17 protein-coding genes are annotated in these 12,613 nt (G+C 70.0%); 8 read left to right on the top strand and 9 right to left on the bottom strand.

Annotated elements, in window-relative coordinates; all coding sequences use genetic code 11:
* Positions 1-6 precede the first annotated feature (6 nt).
* Positions 7-510, bottom strand: coding sequence for a nucleoside 2-deoxyribosyltransferase domain-containing protein (locus tag O1G21_RS41230; RefSeq protein WP_270151914.1), 504 nt, complete (start codon positions 508-510; stop codon positions 7-9).
* Positions 511-740: 230 nt separating this feature from the next.
* Between O1G21_RS41230 and O1G21_RS41560 the strand changes: the two genes are divergently transcribed.
* The 4 genes from O1G21_RS41560 (at position 741) to O1G21_RS41210 (ending at position 4,210) form a co-directional block, all read left to right on the top strand.
* Complete coding sequence (locus O1G21_RS41560; protein WP_333493578.1) at positions 741-1,400, top strand: RapZ C-terminal domain-containing protein; 660 nt, start codon at positions 741-743, stop codon at positions 1,398-1,400.
* Between the two features lie 235 nt (positions 1,401-1,635).
* Positions 1,636-1,896 carry a hypothetical protein gene (locus O1G21_RS41220; protein WP_270151912.1) on the top strand — a complete coding sequence of 87 codons (261 nt, stop codon included), beginning with the start codon at positions 1,636-1,638 and terminating at the stop codon, positions 1,894-1,896.
* A gap of 399 nt (positions 1,897-2,295) precedes the next feature.
* Complete coding sequence (locus O1G21_RS41215) at positions 2,296-3,270, top strand: hypothetical protein (protein WP_270151911.1); 975 nt, start codon at positions 2,296-2,298, stop codon at positions 3,268-3,270.
* Positions 3,271-3,796: 526 nt separating this feature from the next.
* Positions 3,797-4,210 (top strand): hypothetical protein, encoded by a 414-nt coding sequence (locus O1G21_RS41210; protein ID WP_270151909.1) that lies wholly within the window; start codon positions 3,797-3,799, stop codon positions 4,208-4,210.
* On the opposite strand, the gene O1G21_RS41205 is transcribed toward O1G21_RS41210, so the two are convergent.
* From O1G21_RS41205 to O1G21_RS41185, 5 genes are all read right to left on the bottom strand, one after another.
* A complete protein-coding gene (locus O1G21_RS41205; protein ID WP_270151907.1) occupies positions 4,187-4,531 on the bottom strand; it encodes a hypothetical protein in 345 nt (114 codons plus the stop codon). The two genes, O1G21_RS41210 and O1G21_RS41205, sit on opposite strands and share 24 nt — an antisense overlap.
* 43 nt (positions 4,532-4,574) lie before the next feature.
* A complete protein-coding gene (locus tag O1G21_RS41200; RefSeq protein WP_270151905.1) occupies positions 4,575-5,180 on the bottom strand; it encodes an HAD family hydrolase in 606 nt (201 codons plus the stop codon).
* Positions 5,177-5,713: a transposase gene (locus O1G21_RS41195; protein WP_270151904.1), complete on the bottom strand. Its 537-nt coding sequence runs from the start codon at positions 5,711-5,713 to the stop codon at positions 5,177-5,179. Before O1G21_RS41195 ends, O1G21_RS41200 begins: the two co-directional genes overlap by 4 nt.
* A 437-nt stretch (positions 5,714-6,150) precedes the next feature.
* Positions 6,151-6,372 carry a hypothetical protein gene (locus O1G21_RS41190; protein ID WP_270151903.1) on the bottom strand — a complete coding sequence of 74 codons (222 nt, stop codon included), beginning with the start codon at positions 6,370-6,372 and terminating at the stop codon, positions 6,151-6,153.
* The gene (locus tag O1G21_RS41185) at positions 6,369-7,250 is read right to left on the bottom strand and encodes a hypothetical protein (protein WP_270151901.1); all 882 of its coding nucleotides are present in this window, start codon (positions 7,248-7,250) and stop codon (positions 6,369-6,371) included. The genes O1G21_RS41190 and O1G21_RS41185 overlap by 4 nt, the downstream gene beginning before the upstream one ends.
* Positions 7,251-7,432: 182 nt before the next feature.
* Here O1G21_RS41185 and O1G21_RS41180 point away from each other — a divergent pair, with 182 nt between their 5' ends.
* Entirely contained in the window at positions 7,433-7,879 is a 447-nt protein-coding gene (locus O1G21_RS41180) for a hypothetical protein (protein ID WP_270151899.1), read from the top strand.
* Between the two features lie 131 nt (positions 7,880-8,010).
* On the opposite strand, the gene O1G21_RS41175 is transcribed toward O1G21_RS41180, so the two are convergent.
* Positions 8,011-9,105 (bottom strand): tyrosine-type recombinase/integrase, encoded by a 1,095-nt coding sequence (locus O1G21_RS41175; RefSeq protein WP_270151898.1) that lies wholly within the window; start codon positions 9,103-9,105, stop codon positions 8,011-8,013.
* Between the two features lie 174 nt (positions 9,106-9,279).
* Between O1G21_RS41175 and O1G21_RS41170 the strand changes: the two genes are divergently transcribed.
* Entirely contained in the window at positions 9,280-9,780 is a 501-nt protein-coding gene (locus O1G21_RS41170) for a hypothetical protein (RefSeq protein ID WP_270151896.1), read from the top strand.
* 65 nt (positions 9,781-9,845) lie between these two features.
* Complete coding sequence (locus O1G21_RS41165; protein WP_270151894.1) at positions 9,846-10,169, top strand: hypothetical protein; 324 nt, start codon at positions 9,846-9,848, stop codon at positions 10,167-10,169.
* A gap of 108 nt (positions 10,170-10,277) precedes the next feature.
* Here O1G21_RS41165 and O1G21_RS41160 read toward each other — a convergent pair whose 3' ends face one another.
* A complete protein-coding gene (locus tag O1G21_RS41160; RefSeq protein WP_270151892.1) occupies positions 10,278-11,228 on the bottom strand; it encodes an ATP-dependent DNA ligase in 951 nt (316 codons plus the stop codon).
* Between the two features lie 148 nt (positions 11,229-11,376).
* Entirely contained in the window at positions 11,377-11,631 is a 255-nt protein-coding gene (locus O1G21_RS41155) for a hypothetical protein (protein ID WP_270151978.1), read from the bottom strand.
* A gap of 163 nt (positions 11,632-11,794) precedes the next feature.
* Between O1G21_RS41155 and O1G21_RS41150 the strand changes: the two genes are divergently transcribed.
* Complete coding sequence (locus O1G21_RS41150) at positions 11,795-12,067, top strand: hypothetical protein (RefSeq protein ID WP_270151976.1); 273 nt, start codon at positions 11,795-11,797, stop codon at positions 12,065-12,067.
* Positions 12,068-12,613 lie beyond the last annotated feature (546 nt).

Below are 12,613 nucleotides of genomic sequence, written 5' to 3'. Positions count from 1 at the left end.
GGGCATTCAGCCCCGCTCGGCCGGCGGAGGCGCCAGCGGGACCATGGCCGCCCGGGCAGCGTGCGCGATCACCTCGTCCAGCACGTCCGAGAGCGAGGCGTGCACCGTCCTCGTGTTCCCGGTGAGGGCGACCTGGTGCTCGACGTCCAGGCGCCTCGGATAGCCGGGCGCCGCACCGACCGCGATGTGCCGGCCCTCACCGAGGGCGGCTCCCAGCTCGAAGAGCGCGATGGGCTGTACCTGGTCGGCGGGGAACCAGAACAAGGTCACGCCCGCCAGGTGCAGGTGCCGGTGCTCCCAGGCGATCTGGCGCGGGGCCTCGTCCGGGTTGTCGATCGGGAACGAGCGGCGGCGCGGGTTGAAGACGATCAGGCCAACGTCCAGGAGCTCCTCGGCGGCCGGGGCCTGCCAGTCGGGGCAGCCGGTGATCCCGCCGCCCAGGAAAACGCTGAGCGGGTCACCGGGCGCGGGCTCGTAGTCGTCGGGCGCCTCGAAGTAGCGGTTCGTCATGCCCTCACCGTCGCTGTTGGCCGCCCTTGGTGTCAGGGCATCACGAGGTTTCCCGATTCCTCTTCAGCAGGGTGTTGGAGGTGTCAGGCCTAACAGGGACAACAGGACCGGGGCGGCCGAACATGCGGAGCGAACTAAAAGTTGGCCACCACTAGACATGCCAATTAAAAGTTGGCATTCTAAAAGGTGTCGGGCCAACCGGACCGGACAAAGCCACGGAAGGAACCGCCATGTCGAAGACCTCCGAGACCGCGAACACCCCGGACGTCGTGATCACCTCTTTCGGCTACCTGCACGACGCCCCGCCGGCCGACCAGGACATCACCCTCGACCTCCGCCGGCACTTCCGCGACCCGCACGTCACCCCCGGCCTGCGCTACCTCACCGCCCACGACGAGGAGGTCCGCGAGGCCGTGCGCAACACGGCTGGCATCCCCGAGCTGGTCGCCGCGACCACCGCCGCCGTCCTCGCCTACCGCACCGGCCCCAGCGCCGCACAGCACCAGGTGAAGGTCGCCTCGGGATGCGCCGGCGGCCTCCACCGGGCCGGTTCGGTGGCCCTGGAACTTGCCACCGCACTCACCGAGCTCGGCCTCACCGTCCAGGTCGTCCACCGCGACATCGACCGCGATGTCGTCGACCGCACCGCCACCGGCGAGGCCGTCGCCGACCCCGAGCCGGTCACCTACAGCTGGGAGATCACCCTCCAGTACCCCTCGCTGTCCGGGCACGGCAACGACGTCCTCACTCTCGGGGGCACCCACAAGGTCCGCCCCGGCGACACCCGCACCGCCACGCGCGAGGCGATCCGAAACGCCATCACCCAGCAGCGCCCGGAGACCCGAAACGCCTCCGTCCTCCACTTCACCCTGGACCCGGAGCAGCTGTAACCAACCGCCCGAGCAGCAGCACCCGGGACGGCCGCCCCGGGCCTCCTCTCAACCCACACCCGCCACAAGGAAGGCACCGCCATGCCCGCGACCGCCGCCCTCTTCGCCGCCGTCTTCATCGCCTTGTACGCCGCCCACGCCGTCGGAGACCACCTCCAGAGCGATCACCAGGCCACCACAAACGGCCAGACTGGAGCGGCCGGCCGCAAGGCGTGCGCCGCCCATCCAGGCCGCCGTGTTGCTGGGCGGCGCCCAGCTGCTCGGTATGCGGCTGCGGCCCGCCCCGGTGGCCGCCGCGCTCACCCTCTCGGCGGCCAGTCACTACGCCGCCGAGCGGCAGGGTGGTCACTGGCGGGACGAGCGGCCGCGCAGCGTCGTCCGGCTCGCCGTCGGCAGCCGCGGGTGGCTCCAGCGTGACCCTCAGGCCGGCTACCTGCTCGACCAGGCGTGGCACCACGGGTGGGACACCGCCGCCGCCCTCATCGCCGCGGTCTGACACAACAGCCCGCGGCATTGGCCCGGCACCCCTTTGGGTGCCGGGCCTCCTCCCTTTGCGCTTCTATCTAGCTAGATAAGCCGGATTCCCGGTCCCCCGCCCTGCCGGGGTGAGGGCCAGAGGGCAACGTGCTCCGCCGTCACTCCGCCCCTTCGGGCGCTCTGGCCGGCGGATCCTGTCCACCAAGACGCCGCAAGCCGCGCCGTTGCCCCGAGTGACCGACCCCAAAGCCGATCGTTGGCCTGGATACCTGCCGGCCGCAGGAAGGCGGTGCCCGGGTGAACACCCCCCCTGACCCGTGCATCGCCTTCACCGCCCAGCCAGTTATCCGAAGGCCAGGACCTCGAAGCGGGCGCCGTGGCACTCTCTGAAAGGTCATCAGGTTAGTGGGGGGAAACGGTGATCGACTGGCTGATGCGGGCCAACTACCGGCTCAGCAACCGCACGCGGCACAAGGCGCATAGGTCGGCGTGCGAGCGCACCGAGGAACTGGGACGGTCGTTCCAGGTCATCGGGCTCACCGAGCCGGTACCGAACGCCATGCGGCGGGCCTTGTGGGAATACGCCTACGGCTGGCGCAAGTTCGGGAGGAACCTGCTCCGCTGCGCGCTCACCCTGATCATCCTCTTCGCCGCGGTCAGAGGAGCGTTGCGGCTCACCCGGCTGACCTTCCCGCCGGCCCTCCCGGCCATGAGAGTCGTCGTCGTACTCGTTGCCCTCCCGGTTCTCTTCGTGGTCTGCGGCAGTCTGATGGTCAGCAGCAGCAGCGTCGGGTGGCTCGGCATCGCCAGCCGGTTCACGCCGGTCCGTGACATCGGGAACGTGCTGAACTCCTGCGCGGCCGTGCTGGCCGCCAGCCCCCGGACCCGTCCCGAGCTCCTCACCAAGGTGTCGAACGAACTGCGCTACGTCGAGCAGGAGATCCTCAAGATGTACCGCCGGCGGAAGACGGTGCCCTGGCGCTCCCACCGCTGGCCGCAGCTGCGAAAGCACGCCAGGCTCGTCGCCGCCCGGCTGAGGAAGGCGGAAGCCGGCTTCGACACGGACGCCGAAGGCGCCGCGCGCGAGATCGCCCGCCTCTTGGTGGAGGTCGCGGACAACTACGTCGCCGGACGCGTCGGCGCCCTACTCCCAGAAGAGGAGCTCAAGGAGCTCCAGCCGGTACGGGACCACGCCGCCCTGATCCTGCTCTGGCTCCAGTCCCTGGTCCGCATCGTCGTGCCCGCCCTGGTGGTGGCGGCGTTCGCCCTGGCGGGAATCTGGGCGGCGTCCAAGTTCGGGGTTCCCCCGGGCGTCGCTGCCCTTCCCGCCATCGCGCTGGCCGGCGTGCTGGCGCCTGCCCTGGTCTCGGTCGTGACCCCGCAGGCCAAGTAGCCCCCTGGTTCGGCGACGTGAAGTGGGACCGCACCATGATCGGCCCGCACGCCGAGTTCCTCGGGGGCTGGACCGGCAAAATCCCGGAGGACCAGGAGCTGTCGGAAGGCCAACGATGGTCGTGGACCGTGTCATTCACCGACCCGGCAGGCACGCGGAAAGGCCTCAGTACCTGTTTCTGAAGGTGTGCGAAGCGTTCGTCAGGGCCAGGAATCGAACAGGCGGCATCTCGGGCGTGGGTCCGTGGCTAGCGCCGCCGACCGAGGAGGCTGGGCCGGGTGAACACCCAGAGCCCGCCGGCCGTACCAACAGCCGGGTCTCACCGGCCGGTGCCCGGAACTCCCCAGCTCTCCCGGGCGAAACTAACCGGCCGTGGAGGCGAAACTCCCCAGTGCAGGTCAGCGGGGGTGCCGAAATTCGTGGAGAAGCCGGTGGGCAGAGCCTCCTAGAAACCGCCGACCATCCGTGGGGACGCTCGTAGTTGACTACTGTGAATCTCTACTTGCTTCAGCGGGAAGGGGTGACGATGGCGACCTGGGGACTGATCCGCGAGAAAACCGATCCAAGCTCAGGGGGCTGCACCACGGAGACATGCGTGTTGGCGTATGTGGAGGGCACGCGCGAAGAGGCTCTGGCGGAGCTTGAGAGGCATGCTCGACGCTTCCTGGCTCATCATCCCAAGCAGCGGAAGCGCCGCCGGCTCTTCCGGAACGGCGACGACTTCCTGATGGTCGTCGATTATTTCGCGCGGTCCTTGGGCACCCGGTTCACGATTGCGGAGCTGATGGAGGACACCGCCGCACCGGCGAAGCCGACGGACACACACACAGCCAAGCCGGAGCCTGCGGACACGATGCCGCCCGCCTCACCGCCCGAGGAGCATTACCCCGATGGGGTACCGGTGAAGCCGGACTGGCTAGGTCGCACCGATCTGCCGTAAGCCGCTGGCGAGCCGGATCGGCGTCGTGAGGAGGAACAGCTGGCCGGCTGCGGCGGCGGGCTGGAAGTCGAAGACGCTGGTGAACGGTCCGGTGATCAGCAGCAGGGTGCGGTGCTCGCGAACCGCTCGGCGCCACTCGCGGGTGGCGGCGATCTCGCCGTCGAACCAGGTCAGGCCGCCGGGACGGCGGATCGTCAGCCAGTTGTCGGCCGGGACGGCGGACCAGGTCGGGTCGGGGCCGGCGGCCGGTCCCGGGGTGGCGGTGTCGCGGTCAGCCCAGCCGTCTTCGAGGACCAGGAGGCGGCCGGGAGTAATTGTCAAGAGTTGTGGATGGTGCTTGGTTGGTGATGCCGGCGGGCCGGTCTCAGCCCGGCGACTGCAGGAACTCCTGGATCCGGGCAATGGTGTCCCCGGTGCTTGTGTGCACGTGACCGGTCATGCCGAGTGACCTTGCGGTGGCGACGTGCCCTGGAGTGTCGTCGATGAAGAGGGTCTCTGCGGGACGGGCGCCGACCCGTTGGAGGGCCGCAGCATAGATGCGGGGGTCGGGCTTGGCGTACCCGACTTCACACGACAAGACGATGGCATCGACCATGTCGAGGAGGCCAGCATTTGCCATTCTGGTGCGCATCTGTGGCCAGGTGTTGCTGACTATGGCGGTCTTCGCCGAGCCGCGGAGGCTGCGCAGGCCCTCGACGAGGGCGTAGTCCCAGCTCTCCCTGGACGCCAGATCGCATCGGATCGCGTCGATCAGGTCGGAGCCAACGCCGAGCCGGTCTCGGACGATGTGCCACCAGGCCTCCTCGCTGGTGCGGCCGATGAGGACCTTGTCATCGTTTCCGCCGAAGAGCGCGGCGAGGAAAGCACGTTGGGTAATCCCGAGTCGGGTGCTCCACTCGGCAGCGGCTGTGGTGAGGTGGTCCGGGATGAGGACGCCGCCGATGTCGATCAGGATCGCGGGCCGGTTCACGCGGCCACGGCCTTGGGGCGTTCGACGAGCTGGCCGCGTTCGAAGCGGGCTCCGGCGCGGACGAGCGGGACGAGGTGGGCACCGTTGACGGCTCGCCAGCGGGCCTGGGCGGACTCGACGAGCTTGAAGACCATGGCGAGTGCGGCGGCGCGGGAGCCAGCGCCCTTGGTGACCTTCGTGCGGAGGCGGACGGTGGCGAAGGTCGACTCGATCGGGTTGGTGGTCCGCAGGTGGATCCAGTGCTCGGCGGGGTAGCCGTAGAAGGCCAGCTCATCCACGCGCTTGTCGTTCACCCGCAGGGCCTTGACATCGATCACGCCGGCAGCGGTGGTGACCTTCCGGGGCTGGTGGTAGCCGTTGCGGACTACCAGGCGGCGTCCGTTCTCGTCCTTCTCGTGGGCCAACTCGGCGATGTAGGAGTTGACTTCGGCCTCCAGTGCGGCGGCCAACATCCGCCTGGCGCCCTCACGGACGATTTCGTCCAGCAGGGAGCCGTCTCGCGTCGAACCGTCGACATTGACTACCGTGAGCACGGGCGTGCCTTCCCGACCGACGCTGCAACGTCGGCCTACTCGATGACCGTCACGGGATCACTCGGGAAGGTACGCCCTCCGCGTTCCTCCCGGAAGCGATCCACAGGTCTTGAGCATTGCTCCCACCGGGGGCGGGCGAGGCCGAGGAGCTCTTCGGACAGAAGCTCGACTTCTTCGAGGACCAGCGCCCCGGCACCGCCTCCGCAGTGGACTGATACCGGGCAGACGCACAGCGGCGGCCGCGCATGACGATACGCGCGGCCGCCGCTTGTTGGGTCCAGCTGGTCTGACCGCCCAGCCCCCTCGCCGTCATCGACCACGTCGCGGTGGCTGAAACGGCAACAGGGACCAGCAACGGCCGAACCGACGCCGGGGACGGTGGGCTGGCCGGGGTGGTGGCGCGCGGTCCGCCGTCTGGGAGCGTCGGCATCGCGGTGTCATCCGCGTTGGCGTCGGAGGGCTCGGACTCCGAGGTCGTAGGCCATGGAACCGAGGGCGAGGACGACGAGCGGCCACACCAGCGGGGAGTCGGGCGGGACCGTGCCGGTCAGCAGGGCGCCGCCGACCGATCCGGTGCCGGCCATGGCAGTGCAGGTCGGCGCGGTGGGCACGCGAACCAGCAGGCCGCGCTCTCCCTCCGGAGTGGGCAGGCGGCTCATCGGGTCACCATCGCTGCGGCAAGTGCGCGCTGGGTGTGACGGTTGCCGAGGCGCTTGAGCTTGCGCCGGACTCGGTCGCCGTACGCCTCCCGAAGGCCGGCCCCGAGCGCGGCTTCGGCCCAGCTGCCGGTGCCCTCCGCGTACCGGGCGGCGACCCTGGCCTCGTCGGGGTCGAGGCCGCGCAGCACCGCAGAGAGTCGGTCGTCGTCCAACTCGCCGTAGAGGGCGTAGTCCTCGGCGCTGCGGTGGTCGGTGAGGACGTCGTCCAGGGTGAGGCCGTTGGCAACGGCGGCGCCGGTCAGCCGGATCCGACCGCCGCCGCTCTTCCTTTCCCACAGCGGCAGCCACCGGCGGCGTTCGCGCGCAGTGTAATCGTGCAGGATCCGCAGCAGCTCCGGGTCGGTGAGGTAGGTCCCGAGCCGGTTCACCCAGTCGCCGAGAAGGGCGTCGACCAGGCCATCGCGGCACAGCTCGGGCCGCGCGACGCCGAGCACATTGCGGGCGAAGCGGTCGACGCCGGCCTGGTCGCCCTCGATGGCGGCCCAGCGTGCTGTGAGCGCGGCCAGCAGCACGTGACGGGGGGTTGCTTCGGCCACCGGGAAGCAGCGGAACCCCCACTTGAGACCGGAGTCATCGAACGCCTCAACGTCGAAGTGGGATCGGTCCCATGTCACGCTCAGGACGACTGCCGGATCTTCGAGCCAGCGGTCGGGGTACTCGCCCAGGAGCATGGCCGCTAGAACAACGTGATCGAACGTGAAGCGCATCTCGATCCCGACCGACGGATGGCACGGGACAGCACGGTCCGCCCAGCGATTGGCCGGTTGCTGCAGAACCGCGGCCCATGACGCGCGTACACAGGGTTGGAATGTGGCCATCACTCGCTCCTCCGGTCTCTGGTGAGGTTCTCCTACTTCTCGGCTCAGGAGGACGCCCGGACCGGCAAAAAATCTTGGGAACCCTCATGTGATGGCTGTCACCTCGGATAAGACTTTGTACATCCGATCAAACCAGGCGTGACGGCTCGTCCGACCGGCCGCCTGACACCGAGGGGACCCGCGTGACCGAGACCAGCACCCCGCCCGCAGAGATCCTCCACTACGCGGTGGACATCACCGCCGCTGACGTGGAGTCGCTCAGGGCGTTCCTGTACCAGCGGATCGACGCTCTGCTGATCCAGACTCCCGACGCCGATCCCATGACGCGTGCGCTGCGCGCACTCGAAGCCCTCGCGAGCTCCGCCGTGGGCTCGGCCGAGTGGTACCTGGAGCAGCTGGCCGCTGGCGTCGAGCCGGACTCCCCCCTGTGGTTGAGCCGGGTCCACGGGCTCAGGAGCGCCTGGAGCGAGCTGGTGAGCGCGGCCCAGCAGTGGTCTGATGAGCCTGGCTTCAACGCCTACCGCTGGCGCGAGGTCGAGACCGATCCCAAGCGGGCCGCCCTGCACCACCTCCAGGAGGCCGAGCGCCGCGCCGCCCTGAGCTCCCAGCGCACAGCCGAGCAGGCCTGACCCACCTCCACCGCGCAATCGTGGCTGCGTCTGGGCCGGCCTCCTCTGCGCTCGGGCCGGCCAGGTAGTCCGGGTTGAGCTGTGTGCCGACGCACTGAAGGTCTGTTGGGCCTAACGGGTCCAACAGGCCTTCAGTGGCGGATCCAGCGGGCGGTGATCTGGGTGAAGAGGGCCTCGGTGTCGTCGACGAGGCGCGCGTTGCGTTCGCCGGCCTTGCGGCGGGTGAAGTAGCCGATCGTGGTGGCCGGGTCGGCGTGGTCGGCGAAGGCCTGGATCTCGGCCAGTGGCTCCTTCGCGTCGATCATGTGGGTGATCCGGCTGGCGCGCAGGACGTGCGGGGTGAGGTCGCGGCCGGGCAGGACGCCGGCGCGCTTGCCGAGCCGGGTGAGCATCCGGTCGACGTCGTGCCGGTCAAGGCGTCCGCCGGATGCGTCGAGGAGCAGCGGGCCGCTGGTGCGCTCGCCGACGTGGAGCTCCAGGAGTTCGTCGACGGTCGGGGACAGCGGCAGCAGGCGGTCCTTGGAGCCCTTGCGGTTGAGGTCGAGGAAGGCCCGGCGCCCGCGCACGATCCGCTTGTCGACGTCCAGGGCGCACATCTCGGTGACCCGGCCGGCGAGGGTGTAGAGCTGGGTGACGACCAGGGCGTCGCGCTCGTCGTCGCTGGCCTCCACCACGGCCTGCAGCTCGTCGACCTCCAGTACGGGGGTGGCGGTGGAGGTGTCGTGCCGGTCGATGGTGGGCCGGTGGTCCTCGGAGTCGACCGGGTTGGTGCAGGCGATGCCCCGCCGGGCGGCGTAGGCGTGCAGCGAGGACAGGGAGGACAGCCGGCGGGCCACCGAGCGGTCGGAGCCGCCGCGGGCCTCCTGCAGCAGCCGCCAGGCGGTGACGTCCTCGTAGCTCAGGCAGCCCAGGGAGAAGGGGGCGATGCCGAGCTCGGCGGCGAAGCCGGCCCAGAACCGGATGTCGTCGCAGTACGCCCGGCGGGTGTTCTGGGATTGGCGCTTGCCGGAGGAGAGCCAGGACATGACGGCCTGGAAGGTCTCGCGGTCGCACAGCTCCGCCATGAGCTCGATCCGCCAGCGGACCGGGTCCGTGCGCTTGCGGCCGAGCCGCACGGTGCCGAGTTCGGCGCGCAGGAAGTTCAGGATCTCCTCGCCGACCGTTGCGGTCGGCCGCGACAGCGTCGCGGAGGGGCGCAGGGCGGGCAGCTGCTGAGGCTGGATCATGCCAGCAACGCTAACGCATAATTCACGTTATGCGCTGGTAGAGGGGCGTTCACCCACACGGGCGCGCCAGGGTCACCAGGGCCACGCCGGATCGTTCACCGGTCGACCGCGACGTCGTCGGGACCGGAGGGCAGCACCATGGGACAGGCCAGGCTCAGGAGGCTGCGCGGAGAGATGCCCCGGCCACGGCTGCGGCTTCCCGAGCGCGACCGGTTCAGCAGCGTCGGCGACGTCGTGAAGCGGCCCGAGCTGTGGGCCCAGCTGCCGGAGCCGGTCCGGGACACGGTCGGCGGGCTGATGACGCACTTCATCGCGCTCAGCCGCACCAATCAGGACGGGCCAGCCTGTGGTGGTCCGCTGCTGATCCACGAGGACGGCGCCACCGAGTGCCGTGCCGGCTGTCCCGGCGAGCGGGCCGTCCTACATGTTCCCGAGGCGCTGCAGTTCTGCGTCTACGCCGACCGGTACGACGACGCGCTGCCCGAGCAGGCCTGCGGCTGGTGCGCGCACTTCCACAACGAGGCTCACGACCGGCTCCAGGTCTGCCCCGGCGTGGAGACCGACCACGACGACGGCACCCAGGAGTGCAGCCTCGGCACCGACTGCCACGCCCCAGACGGCCTTCACGAACACGGCCAGACCTGCGGCCTCTTCGAGCCCTGCACCCGCTGCTGACATCCCGGCCACCGTGGCGGCGGACTTCTGGAGGCCGCGCGTCAGCCCGGGCTACGCTCAGCCGCATGTCTACGGAGGGGGTGCCCGGCATGCAGGTGTCACAGGCAGGGGAAATCGCCGAACGGATCATCCAGGGCCTCGGGTGGCAGGACGCGACGGTGCAGATGGGGCACCTGCACTACCAGCGGCGAATCACCCATCTGCCCTCCGGCCTGTGGATCGGCATCGACGCCCCGTACCGCAGGGCGACGCTCGTGGCCGGCCGGATCGGTCCGGACGGTACCTACGCCGACCCGGCCCCCGACTGCGTTCCCGTCGGTCCGATCGACGGTGGGGACACTGAGGCCCTCCTGGGTACGGTCCGCGAGCTGCTGCGAACCCTGCCCTGACATGGGCCGGCGGCGCGCCAGCCAGGACGGTGAGCTGTGCCAAAGCCGTGGTGCTGCTCACCGCTGAGGAATCTGATGGACATGCCGACGCTGCGAGCCCCAAACTCCTTAACCACGCAGGCCCCGCCACACCGGCTGTCGGAGTCGACCGGCGTCGGTGAGCTCGAGGAACTCCACCTCGGCGTGCAGGTCCGGCCGTGTGAATCGGATCTCGGTGCCGCGCGGCAGCCCCAGGCCGCCGCCGATGGTGAACGGGGACACTGGCGAGGCGATGCGACGCAGCATGGCCGCCAGGGCGCGCTGCTCCGGCCCGGAGAAGCCGGAGCCGACCGAACCGACGAACAGCAGTCGGCCGGGCTCGACGGGGACGCCCACCAGGACGGCCCGCACCGTCCCGCCGCTGGGGCCGCCGGGCAGCCAGCCGCCGATCACGACGTCCGCCGTCCGCAGGTGCTTGATCTTGAGCCAGTCCCGGGACCGTGTGCCCGGTCGGTAGGGGGAGTCCGCGCGCTTGGCGATGACGCCCTCCAACTGGTGCTCCCGGGTCCACCCGTAGGCCTCGCTCACCGAGTCCCAGGTCGGTGGTACGCGCAGGCGCGGTCGCTCCAGTTCGAGGCCCTCCAGCAGTGCGCGCCGCTGCCAATACGGCTCAGCGAGCAAAGACCGTTCCCCGGTGTGTAGCAGGTCGAAGGCGACGAACACGGCAGGCGTAGCCGACGCTCCTGCCCGTACCGTCTCCGGGCGCGTGCGGTGGATGCGGCCCTGCAGCGCGGTGAACGACGGGACGCCGTTGCGCATTACCACCAGCTCTCCGTCGAGGACCAGGGGCCCGCGGAGCTCGGTCAGCGTCTCGGCCACCTCGGGGAACCGCTCGGTGTAGTCGGCGCCGTGGCGCCCGACCAGCCGAACTGGCGCGGCCTCCGGCACGTAGGCGATGGCGCGCGCGCCGTCCCATTTCACCTCCGCGGCCCAGCCGGGGCCGGACGGCAGGTGCCCGGCCGTCGCCAGCATCGGCTCGATGTGCGACAGCCGGACCCGCGCTGATCCTCGGGAGGCCATACGTCCAGGGTGCGGCTACCCCGGGCCGGTCGGCGCCGAATGCGCCCGGCTGGCCGACACGGCAGGCCACTGAGACGACATCCCGCAGGAGGCCCGAACAGGGCACCTGTTCCAGGTGCTCGTCGCCGGGCGGACCATCTCGCGGGCGCTACGCGTCGCTGGCGGGCGCGGCTTTCTCGCGAACTGCCTTCTGCACCTCGTAGCGGTTGCCGCCGGCCGCAGCCCAGTAAGGGTGGTTGTGTAGCTGCAGACCGACGGCGATGAAAGCCTCGTACCGCTCGCGGTTGGTTGAGTCCTGCGTCCACGCGGCCTCGGCGTCGAACCACCGCCGCTGGGTGTCCACCGCCTCGCTGGCCAGCCTCTCCAGCTCCGTCTGCGTGGTGTCGTCCTCGTTCTCGCTCACCCTCGCATCGTACGGACGTCCGATTGTCCGCCTGGTCCCGCCGCTCCGTGCGGTCCAGGACAGCGGTGGATCGTGCTGCAGCTGTCCGATGTGCTGGTCCGGACAGCTGCAGCACGGGGTGCCCGCGGTCGCGGCGGCCGGTTGGGGAGCGCACCGTGGATCCATGCCGGTCATCGTGCTGCTGGAGCTGATGGAACGAACGGACGCCCACATCATCCAGGCGAGCGAGGAGCCCGTCGAAGCCTCGGCGGTCCGCCAGGTTCACGCCGCGCCGAGCGACCCGGATGTGCCCGGCGACCCCGGGCCGACCACAGCGTGCGGGCGGGACACAGCCGCGATGCTCGTCGAGCACTGGCAGTCGACCGGGCGCTGGTACCCGCCCCGCTGGGCAGGCTGGATCTGTCCCACCTGTGACACCGCCGTCCGCTCCAGCTGAGCAGCCAGAGGAGTAGGCGCATGGGGCCCCGTTTTGTCACGACAGAGCCCGTGAGACGGAACGGGCCGACCAGTACCGGCAGGAAGCCGGCGCAAGGCGTGACGGGCGGGCTCGGCTTGCGCGAGCAGTGTCAGCGCCGGCGGCCGAGCCCTGGGAGGCTCCCGGACACAGTCCGGATACTCGTGGACCGTTCCTCTTCAGCGAGCCGGAGCCTGAAAGTCGCTGGGAGACGCCTTTCGGCCCACCTGCAGCCGGATCCCACAGGAGCCTGAGCGGAAGGGGAGAGGGCGAGGGGCGCCACACAACCGCGACCACCGCGACGGGCTTCTGCATCAGAGCTTTCTTCCGTCATATCTAGCTAGATATACCTTCCACCCGGGGGCTCTGCTGCAGCAGGAGCGGAGCCGACCTTGCCCTGACGCCCGCACAGTCATGCGGCCTGTCGCACGGGCGTTTCATGCGCGACAGGCCATGCCAAGATCTTTTAGAGCTCGGAAAGATGAACTTTGTCGGACTTGATGAGAGGAGGCCGCCCTACCTGACAGG

This window comes from Kitasatospora cathayae, from assembly GCF_027627435.1.
GTDB lineage: Bacteria > Actinomycetota > Actinomycetes > Streptomycetales > Streptomycetaceae > Kitasatospora > Kitasatospora cathayae.
The sequence above is the reverse complement of the archived record's forward strand: the minus strand, read 5'-3'. Positions and strand labels throughout refer to the sequence as shown.